Raw genomic sequence first — 16,949 nt, 5'->3', positions numbered from 1 at the left:
GGCCGGTGACTACCCGGACCGCCCTGCGACGCATCCAGTTCTACCGACGCCCCCACCCCCTGACAACGCCCCCTCTTACTACGCACCCTCGCAGAAGCGCACGGGCGGCCCCTGCGCACCCTGCCCGGGGCCTTGCCGCACCGCGGCACGGGGGCTTCGAACCTACTAGCCCGGTTCGTATGTGACATGGGCCCTATGGGGCGGGTCACCCCGAGAGCACCCGAATCTCACCGATCGTTACGGCTCGTACCTGTTTGCACAGCCCCGTCCGGTCACGGACGTCCGCGGTCCGCAACAGTGCGATCTCGGCTCTGCGCCGAACGGAATCCGGCCATCGCCCTGGCCGATACCGAGACCTACGGTGGCGCCACGCTTCGACGGCAGCCACCCGGTGGCGCCTTGGCAGAAGGAGACGGCAATGCGGAGACGGTCGAGGGGGCTCGCGCTGGCTGCGCTGGCCCTGTCCGGGACCCTGACCCTGGCGGGCTGCAACGGGGACACCGACGAAGGGGCCGCCGGCCCGGCTCCCGGCACGACGTCCGGAACCACTCCCACCGCCACCGCGCCCGCTCCCTCCGTCACGCCCGGCGGCGGGCTGCCCTCCGCGTCCGCGAAGGCCACGCCCAAGCCCACCGGGTCCGCCACCGCGCCCGGCAAGCCGAAGCCGCCGGCGCCGGCGCCCAGCTGCGATCACAAGATGCCGATCTCGCCGGACGAGATCGCCGTCTACCGCTACACCCCCGAAGGGGGCGAACACAGCCTGATCGTCAGGCACGGCAACTGGGGCTGCCCCGTCCCGGGCGGAGCGACCCCCTTCGTGACGGTCGGCGAGGAAACCTTCATCTCCGTCAACGAAGACGCCAAGATCACCGCCCTCAGCCCGATCGTCGCCAGCTCCGTGAGCAAGCCGATCACCCTCCACGAGCTCAGCGAGTGGCTGATCGCCCATCCGGACAAAGGCCTGGTGTTCCACTACAACGTCGACCACAGGGGCTTCATCGAAACCCTCGGCCAGGAGGAATACACCTCGTAGCTGCCGCGACCGGATAATGGCACCACCCGGGCTGCCCCGTGCGTGCGCGGCGGCAGCCCGAAACGACCGACAGAACGACAGAACGACCGAACGACCGGAAAGACGAAGGATCCATGGCGCTGAAGGCGGGCCACCGGGTGAAGCTGGCGGCGGACCTCGAACTGGCCGGTGCGGTCACCCCGGCCGGGGGCTCCCCTGCGGACACGGACACGGACGCGGACGCCGTCTCCGGATCCCTGTCCCTGTACCTGGCCGCCGGCATCGAGGGCACCGTCGAGCGGGTGCACGAGCACCGGGACCGGCCGCAGAGCCAGGAGGTGCGCGAGTACGTACGCCTCAAGTCGCTCCTCGATGACTTCGGCCACCAGATGCCGCCGGGGTCGAGGGGGCAGCTGGAGGAGCAGGTCGGCTCCCTGGAACCTGCCTGGACCGCCCACCAGGAACAACAGCGTCGTGCGACGCTCCGCGTCCGCTTCGACAACGGGTTCGTCCTCGACGGCGCGCACGAGGAACTCCTGACCTCCGTCTGAGGCGCCCGTCGCTGCGGAGCCGCCGCGCTCGTGACGTGGCGCGAAGTCGTCTGCTGCGGGGACGGGGCGGCGCGAGGGCCGCCGGTCGGGGCAACCTTCCCAATACCCGGCGGGAACACCGCCCGCACCGCTAGCGTGGCGCACCTCACTGCCGTCGGGGGGCAGGCGGTCGGTTCCACGACCGTCGGGGGCATGGTTCCGCATGGCCTGAAAGCAGCCTCTCGACGGTGCTTCCCCGGCCGGCGGACGTCGCCGCCCGCCGCCGTGACGCGCAGAGGAGCAGCGAGCACGTGCCGCTTCCACAGAAGATCCACTACCTCATCGAGTGCTTCGACACCCTGGCGGTGAACCGGGGCGGGAACCGCCGGTTACCGGCGATGCTGCTGAAACGGGACGCCGCCGGGGAGCCGACGGCACGCGACATCGTGGTGGAGTACGAGAAGCGCCTCTACACGAAGGAGGGCAGCGAGAAGGTCAGGCGGGTGCCGCACGCCCTGCTGACCGATGACTGTCTGGGACCGCGGGACGCGGTTCCCGGCGAGCCGGCCCGCGAGGTGGCCCCGCCGCACGTCCACGTGCTGGACGAACTCACCAAAGAGCTCGCCAAGCTACCGCCCGGCGCCGGGAAGATCCGGCTGTCGCGTTTCAACACCTGCCGCGCCGTGCTGAACGCGAACGTCAACACCGTCACGCCCGATGCCGGAGTGCGGCAGCTGCGCGACCACCTCTACGAGGCACTCCTCCAGCGGCGGGGCGGTCTGGAGGTGCTGGCCGGACTGGCCGGCGACGACGCGGTCACGGCCATCGCCACCGCATGGGCGAGCATCGTGAGGTTCTTCGGCCTGCGGCTGCCCCGCTCGATCTACGGTCTGTGGCTGAAGAGGCACCGCACCCTGCGCTGGGTCGGTAGCCACCGCCCCGAAGGCGCGAACTTCCTGCGGATGGCGCTGGAGATCACCGTATCCGGCGAGTCCCACGACAAACCCGACGTCGTCCAGCGCCTGCTGCTCACCGCCCTGATCAACGACCTCGCCAAGGCGGTGAGACCGTCCCGCTTCTGGGTCTACCGTGCCCGGCGCCGCTGGTCCTTCGTCCTGCTCCTGCCGGACATCGGCGCCGAGGGCACGACGATCCGCCAACTCCTCGACACGTACGAGCAGATCGCCCGCGACGAGCCCACCGCCCCCCTCATGGTCCTGGGGGCCGCACCCGACGAGCCGCTCTCGTACGCGCAGCCGGTCGCCGCCGACGCCGATGACGCGGACGCGATGGCCAGGCAGGTACGCGCCCTCTACGCGCGGCCCTCCGCGTCGGCGGTCTACCTCGTACCGCTCTCCCCGCGCGACGACGACGGCCCGGCCAGGAGCTGGCTGCAGACCAAGCCCAGGGTCGACGCACCGCCGAGCGGCAAGGGGGCCTATGTGCGGGCCGTGGCGACCCCCGCCCTCGCGCTCGCCCTGGTGGCCACCGGGATCTACTACTGGCGGGTCGAGTTCGGACTGCCGCCGTCCTGCCACGAGGTGAGTACGGGCGAGATCGTCGGCGTGACGTACGGCAGCGGATGCCACCTCGGCAGGCCGGGCCGCGACGACGAACTGCTCGCACTCGAAGCGGTCGCGAAGCGGCAGAACGACGCCGCGACCCACAGCGGGCGCCCGTACCGGACCGTGGTGTTCTTCGCCCCCCTGACGGCGGAACCCGGCGACTCCACGCCGGTCAGCCTGCAGTCGCTGCGCGGCGCCCTTGCGGCCCAGCACCAGATCAACTCCCGTGAGGGAGCCGTCGTCCAGATCCGCCTGCTGCTCGCCAACTCCGGCAAGTACTTCGCGTACGGCTCGCGCAATTCCCACGGGCCCGACGTCGCGGCGGAGATCATCGAACGCAAGGATCGGGACAAGATCGCCGCGGTCATCGGCATCACCCAGAGCCGACCGGCCTCGTTCGCCGCGGTCGCGGAGATCTCCGCGGCCAGCATCCCCGTGATCGGCAATTCCGTGTCGGGCAGCAAGATGGTGGACGAACGCGCTTCGTCCTACTACTTCCAGGTGTCGCCCTCCAACGACCGCATCGCCCACGTGATGGCCGAGTTCTCCGCGTACTCCGAGGAGGTCGGCGAGCTGACGACGGCCAAGGAGGGAGCCAGGACGGCCGTCGTGGTGTACGACCCGGACGACGAGTTCTTCAGCTCGGACCTCCAGGAGAAGTTCACCAAGCACTACAAGGGCGGAAAGGTGGTCACGGTCCCCTACTACGAGAACCGCACCGGGCAGATCGTCTCGGACGTGGCACGGGACATCTGCACCGAGGTCGGGAAGTCGGACGGGTTCATCCTCTACGCCGGCCGCTCGGGGGAGATGCCGGCCCTCTTCGACGCCCTGCAGGCGGCCTCGGAGTGCCGGAGGAAGGACGGGAGGAAGATCGCCGTCCTCTCCGAGAGCACCGCGGCCAAGTACCTCCAGGACCCGGAGGACATGCTGCGGCGGCACTCCCTGCTCCAGCCGTACTACATGATGTACAACAACTCGAACGGCAAGGAGACGCCGAACACTCCGTACTCGGAATTCACCGCCCACTTCCGGAGCGTGTTCACGGACGGTTCACTGCCCGAGGGCAACGCGGCCGGCTCCTACGACGCGCTGCAAGTGGCGTCGGCGGCGATCAACGCGGTCTACGTGCAGTACAGGACGGGGACGAACAGCAGCGCCCCGTTCCAGGCGACGGACGTGTACGCACGGCTTTCGAACCCCGGCATCGAGAACCTCTCCGGCGCCACCGGCCTGCTGACCCTGAACAGCCGCAACAGGTTCCCGCCGAACGGCGCCGTCTACATCCTCCAGCCCCACCTCGACAAGAGCGTGACCACCCTGGTCGCCTGCGGCAACCTGCCCGACCAGCCGGTGAACTCGGACCTGGGCAGGACGTGGGGTCCGGCCGGCCGGACCCGGGCCTGTCCGTAGCGGCCGTCTCCACAGCGGGCCCCGCCGCTCGGGCGGCGGGGCCCTGGAGGTGCCGGGCGTCGCAGGGGGGTGAATCCCTCCGGTCACCGCACTACGTGGGGGTCGACGGTGCGGGTTCCCGGCGGTGCTCCAGCCAGGTGCGGCTCAGGTCGTCCCAGATCGTCTGGTACCGGCCGAAGACCTCGCCGAGCTGGTCGAACGTGAGCTCGTCGGCGGGCGTCGACGCCACGAGGTACTCGAGGTCATCGGCGAGCCGCCGGAACCGGTGCTGCGCCTCCTCCATCAGCACCCACCGCGAGCGCCAGTTGAAGAACGGTTCGACCGCTCCCAGCAAGGTCACCAGCGCCACGCACGCCAGGGCCAGACCCGCCCACGCGTTGAGGTCCTGCAGGCCCAGGATGACGGTGGACGCTGCGGACAGGACGAGCGTCGCCACCTTGGTGACGGAGGCGCTTCGGCCGAAGCGCTTCTTCTTGCCGCGGGCGTAGACGCTGCCCTGACGGATCTTGTCCAACAGGAGGGCCGCTGCCTCCCTCGGGCTCAGCCCGACACCCAGTCCGTTCTCCTGCTGCACTCCGCCCCCGTTTTCCCTGTCGCCGCGCCGGACCGCCAAGCCAACTGCAAGTCAACACCAAGAGGCAACGGGCACCTTCGTCACATCTGTTGCCCCGCCTTCGATTCCTGGAGCAAGCAAGCGTGTCCGCCAGCGGTACTGCCGAACGTCCCTACACCCACGACATGGTCGTGGTCCACCGTGTCTTCCGCCGGGAGTCGGCCTTGCTGCCGCGGCTGGTGCGAGCCGTGCCGGCCGGCGCGTCGGCCCGCGCCGCCGAGGTCGGCGCGCACCTGGCCGAGTACGTGACGGGGCTGCACCACCACCACGCCGTCGAGGACGAGATGATCTGGCCACTGCTGCGCGAGCGGGCCGCGGACGCGTTGCTCGTCGCGCGGATGGAGGAGCAGCACGAGCGGATCGACCGGAGCCTGGCGGCGGTCAGCGACCGCGCGCCGGTGTGGCAGCAGACCGCCGACCGAGCGGCCGGCACGGAGCTCGCACTGGCGCTGGAGGAACACCGCGCGGCGCTCCTGGAGCACCTCGACGACGAGGAGCGTCTGGTCCTGCCGCTGGTCGCCGCGCACCTGTCGGTCGCGGAGTGGAACGCGGTCGGACGCCGCGGCCTGGAAACCGTCCCGAAGGACAAGCTCATGCTCGCGCTCGGGTCGCTCCTCGAAGAGGCGACCCCGCAGGAGCAGGCGTACTTCCTCGGCAAGGCCCCGCTCATCGGCCGTCTGCTGTGGAAGGCGTTCGGGCGCCGCCGGTACGCCGCCTCCTGCCGCGCGCTGCGGGCCCCGCTCGACGGTGGGGAGGGGCACTGACGATGACGACGGTTCTGGACTCCGCCCCCCTCGACGTCCTGGACGCCTACCGGACCTGCGAGTTCGCCACCCTCGGCCGGGACGGGACGCCACTGGCCTGGCCGACGGCAGTGGCGCGGCGCGAGGACGGGACCCTGCTGGTCACCACCTCCCTCGCGTTCGCACAGAAGGCGCTGAACGTCCGCCGGGACGGCCGGGTCGGCCTGCTCTTCTCCGACCCCACGGGCAGCGGCCTCGACCCCGCCCCGCAGATCTTCGTGGGTGGACGGGCGGAATGCCCCGACCGGATCATGACGGGTCCGCAGGGGGCCGAGGAGTACTGGCGGATGCTGTTCGAGCGACAGCCGCACAGCCGGGCGTACCTCTCCTTTCCCCTGCGCCCGTTGATGCACTGGTACTACCTGCGGCTCCTCATCACGGTCACGCCCGAGCAGGTGATCGTACGCCCGCCACGCGCGGCACTGCTGCCCGGCCCGGGGGCAGCGGGAACGCCCCCGACCGGGACGGGCGCGCTGCCCGGGGCCGCGCAGCTCGCCCGGTTCCCCACGGCCGTCCTGGCCGCCCGGGACGCGTCCGGGGCGCCCGTGCTCGCCCGGACCCGGCCGGCGCCGACCCCTGACGGCTACCTGGTGGAGGTGCCGTCCGACTGCGCCGCCGCCCCGGGGCCGGCTTCGCTCCTGGTCCACGGGCACGACGACCGGCTCGACCACATGTACAACGCCCTCGTCCGCGGGGAACTGCGCCGGACCGACCGGGGCTGGACCCTGGTGCCGTCCACCGTGGTGGAACCGACGGGATCGGGCGCCGCGCGCGATGCCCTGCGCGTCCTGCGGCACACGAAGCGGTCCACCGACCGGTACCTGGAGCGCCGCGGCCTGCGGCGGCCGAAGGTGCAGTGGGATCGGTTCCGCGCTCTGGCGGCACCCGCACCGCAGCAGGAGCGGACGTGACCGCCCCGGGCCGGCGGGCAGGCCGGGGACGGTTCGCATGCGCAGCCTGATGACCCGGCTCGCCGCGGTGCTGGCGGGCCTCCGGCGCCGCGCGGGCGCGGGGCCGGCGGCCGGAGCGGGGGACGAGACCCGTGTGCGGCAGGTGATGCGCTCTCCCCACCACTGACCCCGGTCGCTCGGTGACCCGGGGCGCTCGGCCGGATGCGGTGCGTTTCGAGGCCGGTCGGGCGGTACGGGTACGGGCGGCCGAGGTAAGAAGAAGTGCAGGGGGTCGGCTTCGGATGCTGCCGCGGAGGACCGATGCGCCGGGACGGACGGGTCGCGAATTCCATGCTCGCGCTGCTGAGTCGTGACTGGCTGGGAGTGCCGGTCGCCCTGCTGGTGGTGGCGGCGGGCGGTGGTCTGATCTCGCTCGGCGCGACCTGGGCGGTGACGCTCGGCGTCGCCTTCGTCGCCGTCGGTGTGGTGTTGCTGTGCGGGGCCGTGCGTCACCTGGTGCTGGTGGGCCGGCTGGCAGGGGCACGGCCGGCGGCGGGGAAGCTGGTCGACGTCGGAGGGCGCCGGATGCACGTGCTGGCCGAGGGGGCCGCCGGGGACGGGCCGACCGTGGTGTGGATACCGGGCGGACATGCACCCGGTGAGGAGTTCCGGCCGTTGCACACGATGATGGCGGCCCGGACCCGCTCGGTGCTGGTCGACCGCTTCGGCTCGGGCCGGAGCGACACCGGGTCCTTCCCCCGGACGACGGCGGCCGAGGCGGAGGAGCTGGTGGCGGCGCTGGAGGGGGCGGGCGAGCGTGCCCCGTACGTGCTCGTCGGCCACTCCTTCGGCGGGCTGCTCGTCGCGAACGCGGCGCGGCGGCGGCCGGATCTGGTGGCCGCGCTCGTGCTGCTGGACCCGACGCCCCTGGAAGTCATCGCGTTCGGGCCGCCGAGCACGATGGTCGCCGGGATGCGCCGGAGGTTCCTGGTGTCCGCGGTGCGGCACTTGTTCGGAGCCCATCGGGGCGGTGGCGGCCGGACCGGCTGGGACTGCGCTGCCGCGTCGATCTTCGCCGAGCTCTCGCCGTCCGGCCTGGCGGGTGCGGGCTGGGAGACGGTGGTCTACGACGGGGATCTCGGCGACCTGCCGCTGGTGCTCGTCATACCCCGGGACCTCACGGGCGGCGAGTCGGTGCTGTCGGCCGCCCGGGACGCGGCCGAGGCCGAGCGGATCGAGCGCTTCTACCTGCGGGCCAGGACCCGGTACCTGGCGGCGTCGACCGCGGCACGGCTGGTCCACGCACCGGTCGGCACCGGCCACGACTTCCCGCGGGAACAACCCGGGTTCGTGGTCGGGGTGGTCGGGGACCTGGTGCGGGACCTGCGTGCGGTCAGCCCATGACGGTGCGGCCGCAGTCGCCCCGCAGCGGGCGCCGACGGGAGAAGGCGCCGAGGTCCACGACGTTGCCGGTGTGCTCGCAGCGGTAGCGGACCGGATCCGCATCGTGGTCGTGGCCGGCTTCGACCCGGTCGATCAGGGCCGCGAGGTAGCGGCCGACCAGCGGGGCGTTCTTGAACTGGTTGCCGCTCGTGCCCATGGCGACGTAATAGCCGTCCAGGTCGGTGCGGTCGTAGATCGGCGTCCAGTCGTCGGCGACGTCGTACACGCCGGCGATGCCGAGGGGCCGGTTGGGGACGCCGAGAGCCGGGAAACGGCGGGCCGCCCTGGTCACCTGGGTCCGGAAGCGGCGAGCGGTGGGGCGGGGGTCCGCCTGGTCCGGGTCCTCGATCCACTCCGGCGGGTCGCAGGCCGGCTGGGTGCCACCGACGAGGCGGCGGCCGCCGGAGGCCGCTCGCAGGTAGGTGCCGAGATCGGGATCGGCGACCACCGGGCAGGGCCCGGGCACCTGGGCGCGGTCGCTCGGGACGGGCACCTGGTGGACCTCCTCGCGCAGCGGGCGCACGCCGATGGTGAAGTCGCCCCCGACGCCCGCCAGCCGGTTGAGGCCACCCGACCACGGCCCGGCGGCATTGACCACGACCGGCGCGAGGATCCGCGTCCCGTCGGCCAGGCGGACGCCGTCCACGCGGTCCGCCCGCCGGTCGACGGCGACGACGGTCCGGTGGAACAGGAACCGGGCGCCCAGCGCACCCGCCGCGTCCGCGAGGTTCTGGGCGGCGAGCTGAGGATCGTCGACGAACCCGGCGTCCGGCGTGAACAGTGCGCCCAGCTCGCCGGTCGGGCCGGCGAAGAAGGCCTCGTCGTCCACCGGCTTGGGCGGCCAGTACCGTCCGGGGTCGATTCCGGGGAGGCGGCTGCGCAGCGTCGGGGTGTCCCACCGCTCGTACGGGACACCGGCGCGGTCGAACAGGGCGATGGTGTCCGAGGGTTCGGCGGAAGGAGAGTCGAGCAGCACGGCGCCGGTGCGGTGGAAGACCGCGAGGGGGCGGCTGCCGGGGAGCCCCAGGTGGTCCGGCCAGGACGCCCAGAGGTGGCGGGCCTCCCAGGCGGTGGCGCAGCCGTCGAACGTGGAGTAGTTGAACCGGATGACCGCACTGGACGCGCTGGTGGATCCGTGCCCTGCGGCGCCGGCCTTGTCCACGACGACCACCCGCCGCCCGGTGCGGGCCAGTTCGAGGGCGACGGCGGCGCCGATCACGCCGGCACCGACGACCAGGGCGTGGGGAGGGTCGAGGGGCATCAGGACCTCCGGGAGGACGGCGAACCGGAGAGGCGGGGCACGGAGGCGGGCAGCGCGAAGTTGAGGCCCTGGGCGGGGGTGGGTCCGGAGGAGAACGGGATGAAGCCGACCGGCAGGTCGAAGCCCGGGGAGGTGCCGATGGCGACGTCGAACGCGCCGGTCCGGTACATGGCGTGCACGAGGGCGGACAGGCTTTCGGTGACCAGCTCGACGTCTGCGCCGGGCGCCGTCCAGGAGCGGGCCATCAGCTCGGCGACGGCCGGCAGCGTGGGGCCGAGGTCGGGGCTGGTGATCAGGCGCAGTCGGAGCGGTCGGCCGTCCTTGGTCAGCGGGCCGTCGGCGGTGCGGGACCAGCCGGCGGCGCGCAGCGCCGAGGCGGCGTCCTGCGCGGGCAGGTTGGCGGCGGCGAGGTCGGCATGGCAGACGGCGCCCTCGGCGCCGAAGTCGCCGGCGGGCCTTCCGCTGCCCCCGACGGCGACGTTGGCCAGTCCTTGGCGGTCGAGGGCGGACACCAGGGTGCGACGGGGCATGGCGGCATGGTGTCACCGGGATGCGGCGGGGGGTGACGCAACTCAGATGCACGATGAACGTGTTCGAACGGTCGGCAGGAGCCCGGCGCCTGGGCGGGGAGCCGTCGGGGCGGGCCGGAGCGGCCGGGACCGCCTCACTCGTTCGAGGGATTGCCCGGTCGCTGCCCCGAGGACCGCGGACCGGACGGTCCGGCAACGCCACACTGGGGCCGCATGACGACGTACGAGCCGGCCCGCGAGGTCGGTCACCTGGCGGACCGCTACTGGGAGTTCCTGCTGGAGCGCGACCCGCTGCTGAGAGTCCGCCGGGGACTCCCGGTCGAGACACTGCCGGGGGCGTCGCCCGCCGAGGCCGAGGAGCGGGCGCGGTTCGCCGAGGGCGTGCTGGAGCAGGTCCGGATGCTCGACGCCGCGGAGCTGTCCGGTGCCGACGCCGACACCGCCGCGTTCCTCACCGGACTGGCCGAGGAGGAGCTGCGGGTCCACCGCTGCTACTGGCTGACCCCCGCCGCCACCCCCTACCGGTTGTTCCCGCTGTCGCTGTACGTCGACGCGGTCCTGCGCCCCTTCGGTTTCGCCGGACGGGACGACACCGACCGGTACTTCGCGCTGCTGCGCGAGGTGGCCCGGGTGGCCGACTCGATCCGCGACAAGGTGGTGGGGCAGAGCGCCCGCGGCTTCCGTGTGCCGGCCCCGGCCCTGGCCGGGGCCCGGGCCACCGTCGCGGGCCTGCGGGACTCCGTGGCGCGCCGGGTGGAGGTGGACGGGGACCGGCTCGGCAGCCTCGGGCAGGTCGCGCGGGGACGCCTCCGGGAGGGCGTACGGCGGCTGGTGGAGACCGAGGTGGCGCCGGCCTTCGACCGGCTGCTCGCCGTCGTCGACGATCCGGCGTACCTGCGCGGGGCGCCGCAGGCCGTCGGCTGGGCGCGGTACGAGGGCGGTGAGGAGGCGTACCGGGAGTTCGTCCGCAGCCACACCGGGGACGACGTACCGCCCGAGCGGCTCCACGAGCTCGGCCGTGACCAGTGCCGCGAGCTCGCCGAGCGGATGCGGGAGCTCCGCGGCACCCTCGGGTTCCATGGCCCCGAGGCCGAGTTCCACGACCGTCTGCGGACCGAACCGCGGCTGTACGCCCGGACGCCCGAGGAGGTCGAGGCCCGGTTCCGCGGCCACCTCGACCGACTGGCGCCCGTGCTGCCGAGGTGGTTCGCCACCCTGCCGGCCGCTCCGTACGGGCTGGCCCGCCTGGACCCGGCGCTGGAGGCCGGGATGACCTTCGGCTACTACGAGCAGCCGACCGCGGCCAGTCCGGTCGGGCGCTACCGCTACAACGGCTCGGACCCGGACCGGAGGTCCCTGCTCGGCTCGGCCTCGCTGATCTACCACGAGCTGGCGCCGGGACACCACTTCCACCTGGCCCGGCAGGCGGAGAACCACGTGCTGCCGCACCTGCGCCGCGAGGTGTCCGGGTTCGGCGCGTTCAACGAGGGCTGGGCCGAGTACGGGGCCGGCCTCGGCTGGGAGATGGGCCTGTACGAGGACCCGTGGGACGCGTACGGCCGCCTCGCGCAGGAGCGGTTCACGGCGCAGCGGCTCGTCGTCGACACGGGGCTCAACCTCGGCACGCTGACCCTGGAGCAGGCGCAGGACTTCATGCGGGCCAACTCCACCGAGGGGGACGGCCAGATCACCTCGGACCTGCTGCGCTACTCGACGGACCTGCCCGGGCAGGCGCTGTCCTACCGCGCGGGCTACCTGGAGTTCGTCGGGCTGAGGGCCGCGTCCGAGACGGAGCTGGGCGCAGGGTTCGACGTGCGGGCCTTCCACGAGGCGGTGCTGGGGGGCGGCGCGCTGCCGTTTCCGGCCCTCCGGCGGCGGGTGGCACGCGAACTCGGAAATCACCGTCGAGTCTGAAAATCTGACCACAGATTCCCTCTCCAATGGCTCACACCGCCATTCACGTCTCATGAAGAAGGGGCGAACACCCTCACGAGTGAAAGCGGGGAAGGCCGTTTGGCCCTGATGGTCTCGGTTCGACTACGGTGGCCGCAAGAGCAGCGGTGGGTGCTGTCGGCCAGGGACCCGGTCGGTCGGTCAATCTTGAATTCCACGATGGAACGCTTTCATCCACCCGGCTGTGCGCTGCTCCGGTGTTCACAGTGCCTGGGTTCCCCGTCAATACGTCTACGTACAGAGGATGGAGCATGATGCCGCCCCTCGTCCCGCCCTTCCTGGTCGGCCTGGTCGTCGCGCCGCTGGCCAAGCGTCTCCTCAAACCGCTGGTGCGCGGTCTCGTCAAGACGTCCGTCGGCCTCGCCCTCGAGGTGAGGAAGGCGGCCCATGAAGCCGGAGAGAACATCCACGACCTTGCGGCGGAGGTGGCCGCCGACATGGCGGCGGAACAGATCGCCGCCGGTGCCACCGCACCCCGTTCGGGTGACGGTCAGCGCGTCACCACCGAGAAGGCCGCCCCCGACGGCGAGAAGAGCGGCTCGGTCAACGACCGGCCCGGGGGCGAAGCGAGGACCCCGAAGATCCGCCCGAACGCCGGCGCCGGCACGGGCGCCGAAAAGACCCGCTGACGGCTTTTCCCGGCGGCTCCGGCCGCCACCCGGGTGCATTTATCCGTTCGAGATCACACAGATGCGCCCGGGCCCCGGTCGACCGCAAGGACGATCGGCCATTTCCCTCCCTCCATTTTCCACTCCGTCGCAGTGTTCCGTCGTGCCCGTGACGGCTTTCGCGACCTCCGCAAAACAGGTGATCGTACACATGCCATTTCTGCCGAGTGCCGCATCCGGGAATTGCTCCGTGGATATGGACGTGCGCCCGCGCTCGGTCGTCCCGGGCCGCCAGCGCTGGGACGTCAAGCCGGTTCTGGGGCGGCCCCGGACGGCCGAAGTCCTCGCCGCGGCCCTGCGACGTGTCCCCGGGATCACCGACGCCCGGGCCAACCCGGTCACCGGCGGGGTGCTCGTCCGCCACGATGCGCGTGTGACCGCCACCGAGGTCGGCAGGCTCGTCCGCAGGGCCGTCGCCCTGGTCCTGGAGGGCGCGGCCCGGACCGCCGCGGCACCGGCGCGGCCCGCCACCGAAGCGGCTCCGCGCGCCGACGGCGGCGTCCTGCGCCCCGTGCTCGCCGTCGGGGCCGGGGTGGCGGCCGGCGTCGCGCTGATCCGCGGGACGGCGGTCAGCAAGCAGGTGGTCGCGCTGGGCGGCGTGGCGGTGGCGACCGCGGCGGTCGTCCGGAAGGCCTGGTGCAGAACGGTCGACGCGACCGCGGACCCGTCCGGGGCCGGAGCCGAGCGACACCCGCTGCTCGACATCGTCGGGCCGCACCGCCGACGCCTCTACGGCGCATCCGCGCTGTCGGTCGCCTGCCAGGTCTCGGAGATGGCACTCGGCACCTTCCTCGGCTGGACCGCGCTGGTCCTCATCAAGGGCGAGGCCGCGCCGCTGGTCAGCCTCGGCCTGACCAGCGCCTCCGCCCAACTCTGGGGCCTGGCGGGGCTGGTGGCGGTCGCCTGCGCCGCCGTGGCGGGCCTCTCGTACTCCTCGAACCTCCAGTGGCGCCGGCTGGGTCAGGACATCGAGCACGACTGGCGCAACCGGACCTACGCCCACGTGCAGCACCTCGAAATGCGGCACCTGGAGGGCGAGCGGACCACCCGGGTCGCCGGCGCCCTCACCGACGACGTCCGCCAGCTGGGCACCTTCTTCGCCACCTCGGCCAACGACCTGCTGCAACTGGGTTCCAGCCTGGCCGTCCTGGTGCCGCTGTTCCTGCTGCTGGCACCCCAGATCGCCTGGATCGCGTTCCTGCCCATCCCGGTCATCGCCTGGCTGTCGTTCCACTACCAGGAGAGGGTCGCGGCGGACTACGCCGTCTCCGGCGAGGACCGGGCCAGGCTGCACAGCCAGCTGGTGAACACGCTGGAGGCCGGGGCCACCGTCAAGAGCTTCTGTACCGAGGAGCACGAGGCCGCGCGCATCGACGAGCTGAGTGCGCAGGCGCAGGAGAGCAGCAACCGGACCGACCGGAGCACGATCCGCCACGCCGAGATCGTCCGGGTCTGCACGACCAGCTCCATGGCCGGCTCCCTGCTGATCGGCGGCCGGTCAGTACTCGACGGCAGCCTGCGGTTCGAAGTGTTCAGCCCACTGATCGGCCTGCCCCAGATGCTGCTGCTGCGGATGAACCGGCTCGGCGGCATCGTCGACCAGTACCAGCGCACCCTGGCCGCCTACGACCGGGTCCAGCGGCTGCGCGCCCTTCCCGTCGAGGCCGACGGCACCGGCGCACCGCTCGACGCCGCGAACGTGCAGGGCGAGATCGTCCTCAAGGACGTCACCTTCGCCTACCCCGGCCGGCCGCCGGCACTGCGGGACCTCTCGCTGACCATCCCCGCCGGGCAGGTCACCGCCCTCGTCGGCGCCACCGGCTCCGGCAAGACGACCATCGCCAAGCTGCTGATGCGCTTCCAGGACGCGGAGTGCGGCAGCGTACTGCTCGACGGGCAGGACGTCCGCGACCTGCCGCGGCACGACCTGCGCCACGCGATCGGATTCGTCGCCCAGGACCCCTTCCTCTTCGACGGCACCATCGCCGACAACATCCGCTACGGCAGCTTCGCCGCCTCGCACGAGGCCGTGCTCGAAGCGGCCACGATGGCAGAGGCGCACCCCTTCATCGCGATGCTGCCGGACGGCTACGACACGGTGATCGGCGAACGCGGCGCCGCCCTCTCGGGAGGCCAGCGGCAGCGCATCGCCCTGGCCCGGGCGATCCTCAAGAACGCGCCCGTCGTGGTCCTCGACGAGGCCACCTCCGCCGTGGACAACGAGACCGAGGCCGCCATCCAGCGCACGCTCCGCGTCTTCGCGGCCGGCCGGACGATGGTCATCATCGCCCACCGGCTCTCCACGGTCCGCCACGCCGACCGGATCTACGTCATGGACAAGGGCGGCGTCGTGGCCGAGCAGGGCACCCACGACGAACTCGTCGCCCGGCAGGGAATCTACGCGTCGCTCTGGCAGCTCCAGGCCGGCGAACTCGCCGCCTGAACGCAGCTGTTGCGCCTCGGGGCAGTTCACGGTCGTGGCCGCCCGCCTCGCCGGGGCCACCGGTGACACCCCCATCCACAACCAGGAGGACTGACCCGTGACCAACCCCTTCGAGGACCAGGACGGCACCTTCCTCGTGCTCGTCAACGACGAGAACCAGCACTCGCTGTGGCCCCGGTTCGCCGACGTCCCCGACGGCTGGACCGTCGCCCACGGCCCCGACACCCACGCCGCCTGCCTGGAACACGTCGAGCGGTCCTGGACCGACATGCGGCCCAAGAGCCTCGCCGACGCCCGGCTCGGCAACGCCTGACCCGCCTCCGACCCACAACCGAAGGACTTCTGGTGGAAAGACTGCTCTACGCCGCCGAAATCGTGGAGGAGGACGGCTCCTACAGGCTCGTCGTCCACGACGTGGTGCGGGACACGGTCCAGGTCACCCCGATCCCCAAATCCGCGGTGGACAAACTCCCGACCTTCCTGACGGCGCTCAGCTCCAAGCTCAACCCTGCAGCGGCGCGCGCCCGCCGGTAGGGCGCCGGGCACCCGACGGGGCCGGCGCCGTCGCGGTGAGCAGCCAGCCCGTGCTGCGCAGTCGCAGGACGCCGTCGGACGCGTGGGGGCGCAGCAGGTCGGTCAGGCGGGCCCTGGCGCGGTCGCCGAGGTCGGGGCCTGCTTGTGCGACGAGGTGTCGGCCGGGGCCGGAGTCCAGCAGGAACCCGGCCGCGTCTGCCGCGTCGCGTCCCCAGGTGCCGTACGCCGTGACGTGCGTGGCGCGGACGTCACGCAGCCCTGCGGCGCTCAGCAGTGCGGCGGCCGCGTCGGGCGCGGAGAGGGAGAACATGCCGGGTGCGCCGGGCTTGCCGAAGCCTTGCAGCGGGAGGAGGTCGGCGAGGGCGGTCAGCGCGGTCAGCCACTCGTTGCCTTCGGGCTCGGCGGCGCAGAGCAGGGCCACCCGGCCACCGGGGCGCAGGGCCGTGGCGATGTTCGCGAACGCCGCTGCGGGATCGGCGAAGAACATGATGCCGAAGCGGCTGATGGCGAGGTCGAAGGCGCCGCGGTCGAGGGGGTGGACCTGGGCGTCGCCGTGGTCGAAGCGAACGTTGGCGAGGCCTTCGCCGTCGGCGCTCGCCCGGGCTCGTTCCAGCATGGGGCCCGAGAGGTCGAGGCCGACGGCCTCGCCGGCGGGGGCGGCTGCGCGGGCGGCCTGCCGGGTCGTGGATCCCGCACCGCAACCGATGTCGAGGACGCGCTCGCCGGGGGCGATGGCCGCGGCGTCGAACAGGGGCCGGTCGAAGCCGGCGTTGACGGCGTCCCAGCGGTTCTGGTGGGCGGCCCAGTGGGCGCCCTCGTAGCCGTTCCAGGCCCGGGCCTGGCTGGTGTTCGCGAGGGTGTGCACGGACGGAACCTCCTTGCGGACGGGCGCACGAGACCGGGCACCCGCCCCTAGAATGGGCATGCGCCCAAACAGTATGGGCGTACGCCCATACCCGCAATCCCCTTTCTTTCCGGAGGACTTGGTGTCACCTCGTGGAGTGGCCATCCCCGATCTGCGCGAGCGGCTCTTCGACGCCGCCGAACGCGTGCTCGCCCGGGACGGGGCGTCGGCCCTGACCAGCCGGGCGATCACGGTCGAGGCGGACTGCGCGAAGGGGGTGCTGCACACCCACTTCGCGGGGCTCGACGAGTTCGTGGCGGAGCTGGTGCTGGACCGCTTCGGCCGCTCCGCCACGCTGGCGGCGGGGGGGGGGGGGGGGGGGGGGGGGGGGGGGGGGGGGGGGGGGGGGGGGGGGGGGGGGGGGAGGGGGGGGGGTGGTGGGGGGTT

At 72.5% G+C, this 16,949-nt stretch carries 17 protein-coding genes; 13 read left to right on the top strand and 4 right to left on the bottom strand.

The genetic code is table 11. The annotated features are described in order from the left end of the window. Positions 1-418: 418 nt before the first annotated feature. From ACZ4VL_RS38305 to ACZ4VL_RS38295, 3 genes are all read left to right on the top strand, one after another. Positions 419-1,033, top strand: coding sequence for a hypothetical protein (locus ACZ4VL_RS38305; protein ID WP_468209898.1), 615 nt, complete (start codon positions 419-421; stop codon positions 1,031-1,033). Positions 1,034-1,146: 113 nt separating this feature from the next. After that, entirely contained in the window at positions 1,147-1,563 is a 417-nt protein-coding gene (locus ACZ4VL_RS38300) for a hypothetical protein (protein ID WP_468209895.1), read from the top strand. Positions 1,564-1,853: 290 nt separating this feature from the next. Further along, positions 1,854-4,520 (top strand): type 1 periplasmic-binding domain-containing protein, encoded by a 2,667-nt coding sequence (locus tag ACZ4VL_RS38295; RefSeq protein ID WP_468209892.1) that lies wholly within the window; start codon positions 1,854-1,856, stop codon positions 4,518-4,520. A gap of 91 nt (positions 4,521-4,611) precedes the next feature. Here the strand turns inward: ACZ4VL_RS38295 and ACZ4VL_RS38290 are convergent, their stop codons facing one another. Next, on the bottom strand, positions 4,612-5,094 hold the full coding sequence (locus ACZ4VL_RS38290) for a DUF4231 domain-containing protein (RefSeq protein ID WP_468209889.1): 483 nt from the start codon (positions 5,092-5,094) through the stop codon (positions 4,612-4,614). Positions 5,095-5,216: 122 nt separating this feature from the next. Between ACZ4VL_RS38290 and ACZ4VL_RS38285 the strand changes: the two genes are divergently transcribed. The 4 genes from ACZ4VL_RS38285 to ACZ4VL_RS38270 all read left to right on the top strand — a co-directional run bounded on the left by ACZ4VL_RS38285 (position 5,217) and on the right by ACZ4VL_RS38270 (position 8,230). Then, a complete protein-coding gene (locus ACZ4VL_RS38285; RefSeq protein ID WP_468209887.1) occupies positions 5,217-5,897 on the top strand; it encodes a hemerythrin domain-containing protein in 681 nt (226 codons plus the stop codon). A gap of 2 nt (positions 5,898-5,899) precedes the next feature. Next, on the top strand, positions 5,900-6,847 hold the full coding sequence (locus ACZ4VL_RS38280; RefSeq protein ID WP_468209884.1) for a pyridoxamine 5'-phosphate oxidase family protein: 948 nt from the start codon (positions 5,900-5,902) through the stop codon (positions 6,845-6,847). A gap of 37 nt (positions 6,848-6,884) precedes the next feature. Beyond that, the gene (locus ACZ4VL_RS38275) at positions 6,885-7,013 is read left to right on the top strand and encodes a hypothetical protein (protein ID WP_468209882.1); all 129 of its coding nucleotides are present in this window, start codon (positions 6,885-6,887) and stop codon (positions 7,011-7,013) included. 134 nt (positions 7,014-7,147) lie between these two features. Next, entirely contained in the window at positions 7,148-8,230 is a 1,083-nt protein-coding gene (locus ACZ4VL_RS38270; RefSeq protein ID WP_468209879.1) for an alpha/beta fold hydrolase, read from the top strand. Here ACZ4VL_RS38270 and ACZ4VL_RS38265 read toward each other — a convergent pair. Together ACZ4VL_RS38265 and ACZ4VL_RS38260 are read right to left on the bottom strand one after the other, a co-directional pair. Then, the gene (locus ACZ4VL_RS38265; RefSeq protein WP_468209876.1) at positions 8,220-9,530 is read right to left on the bottom strand and encodes an NAD(P)/FAD-dependent oxidoreductase; all 1,311 of its coding nucleotides are present in this window, start codon (positions 9,528-9,530) and stop codon (positions 8,220-8,222) included. The two genes, ACZ4VL_RS38270 and ACZ4VL_RS38265, sit on opposite strands and share 11 nt — an antisense overlap. Next, positions 9,530-10,060 (bottom strand): ABC transporter substrate-binding protein, encoded by a 531-nt coding sequence (locus tag ACZ4VL_RS38260; protein ID WP_468209873.1) that lies wholly within the window; start codon positions 10,058-10,060, stop codon positions 9,530-9,532. The genes ACZ4VL_RS38265 and ACZ4VL_RS38260 overlap by 1 nt, the downstream gene beginning before the upstream one ends. A 213-nt stretch (positions 10,061-10,273) precedes the next feature. Between ACZ4VL_RS38260 and ACZ4VL_RS38255 the strand changes: the two genes are divergently transcribed. The 5 genes from ACZ4VL_RS38255 (at position 10,274) to ACZ4VL_RS38235 (ending at position 15,658) form a co-directional block, all read left to right on the top strand. Further along, a complete protein-coding gene (locus ACZ4VL_RS38255) occupies positions 10,274-11,974 on the top strand; it encodes a DUF885 domain-containing protein (RefSeq protein WP_468209870.1) in 1,701 nt (566 codons plus the stop codon). 290 nt (positions 11,975-12,264) lie between these two features. Further along, entirely contained in the window at positions 12,265-12,642 is a 378-nt protein-coding gene (locus ACZ4VL_RS38250; protein WP_468209867.1) for a DUF5132 domain-containing protein, read from the top strand. A gap of 235 nt (positions 12,643-12,877) precedes the next feature. Then, the gene (locus ACZ4VL_RS38245; protein WP_468209900.1) at positions 12,878-15,124 is read left to right on the top strand and encodes an ABC transporter ATP-binding protein; all 2,247 of its coding nucleotides are present in this window, start codon (positions 12,878-12,880) and stop codon (positions 15,122-15,124) included. Between the two features lie 97 nt (positions 15,125-15,221). Further along, on the top strand, positions 15,222-15,437 hold the full coding sequence (locus tag ACZ4VL_RS38240; RefSeq protein ID WP_468209865.1) for an MbtH family protein: 216 nt from the start codon (positions 15,222-15,224) through the stop codon (positions 15,435-15,437). 32 nt (positions 15,438-15,469) lie between these two features. Next, a complete protein-coding gene (locus ACZ4VL_RS38235; protein WP_468209862.1) occupies positions 15,470-15,658 on the top strand; it encodes a hypothetical protein in 189 nt (62 codons plus the stop codon). On the opposite strand, the gene ACZ4VL_RS38230 is transcribed toward ACZ4VL_RS38235, so the two are convergent. Beyond that, complete coding sequence (locus ACZ4VL_RS38230; RefSeq protein ID WP_468209859.1) at positions 15,627-16,523, bottom strand: class I SAM-dependent methyltransferase; 897 nt, start codon at positions 16,521-16,523, stop codon at positions 15,627-15,629. The genes ACZ4VL_RS38235 and ACZ4VL_RS38230 overlap by 32 nt on opposite strands. Before the next feature lie 121 nt (positions 16,524-16,644). Here ACZ4VL_RS38230 and ACZ4VL_RS38225 point away from each other — a divergent pair. Continuing rightward, on the top strand, positions 16,645-16,949 hold a 305-nt coding region (locus tag ACZ4VL_RS38225; protein WP_468209856.1), incomplete at its 3' end, for a TetR family transcriptional regulator.

Source organism: Streptomyces sp. NPDC029014, assembly GCF_055564695.1.
Note: the sequence above shows the minus strand (reverse complement) of the source record. Positions and strands in the feature narration are given on the sequence as shown.

What these genes read in the sequence shown, in the direction of transcription:
- ACZ4VL_RS38305 (WP_468209898.1), top strand. Translation starts at nt 419, where the DNA reads ATGCGGAGACGGTCGAGGGGGCTCGCGCTGGCTGCGCTGGCCCTGTCC.
- ACZ4VL_RS38300 (WP_468209895.1), top strand. Translation starts at nt 1,147, where the DNA reads ATGGCGCTGAAGGCGGGCCACCGGGTGAAGCTGGCGGCGGACCTCGAA.
- ACZ4VL_RS38280 (WP_468209884.1), top strand. Translation starts at nt 5,900, where the DNA reads ATGACGACGGTTCTGGACTCCGCCCCCCTCGACGTCCTGGACGCCTAC.
- ACZ4VL_RS38275 (WP_468209882.1), top strand. Translation starts at nt 6,885, where the DNA reads ATGCGCAGCCTGATGACCCGGCTCGCCGCGGTGCTGGCGGGCCTCCGG.
- ACZ4VL_RS38270 (WP_468209879.1), top strand. Translation starts at nt 7,148, where the DNA reads ATGCGCCGGGACGGACGGGTCGCGAATTCCATGCTCGCGCTGCTGAGT.
- ACZ4VL_RS38265 (WP_468209876.1), bottom strand. Translation starts at nt 9,530, where the DNA reads ATGCCCCTCGACCCTCCCCACGCCCTGGTCGTCGGTGCCGGCGTGATC.
- ACZ4VL_RS38260 (WP_468209873.1), bottom strand. Translation starts at nt 10,060, where the DNA reads ATGCCCCGTCGCACCCTGGTGTCCGCCCTCGACCGCCAAGGACTGGCC.
- ACZ4VL_RS38255 (WP_468209870.1), top strand. Translation starts at nt 10,274, where the DNA reads ATGACGACGTACGAGCCGGCCCGCGAGGTCGGTCACCTGGCGGACCGC.
- ACZ4VL_RS38250 (WP_468209867.1), top strand. Translation starts at nt 12,265, where the DNA reads ATGATGCCGCCCCTCGTCCCGCCCTTCCTGGTCGGCCTGGTCGTCGCG.
- ACZ4VL_RS38245 (WP_468209900.1), top strand. Translation starts at nt 12,878, where the DNA reads ATGGACGTGCGCCCGCGCTCGGTCGTCCCGGGCCGCCAGCGCTGGGAC.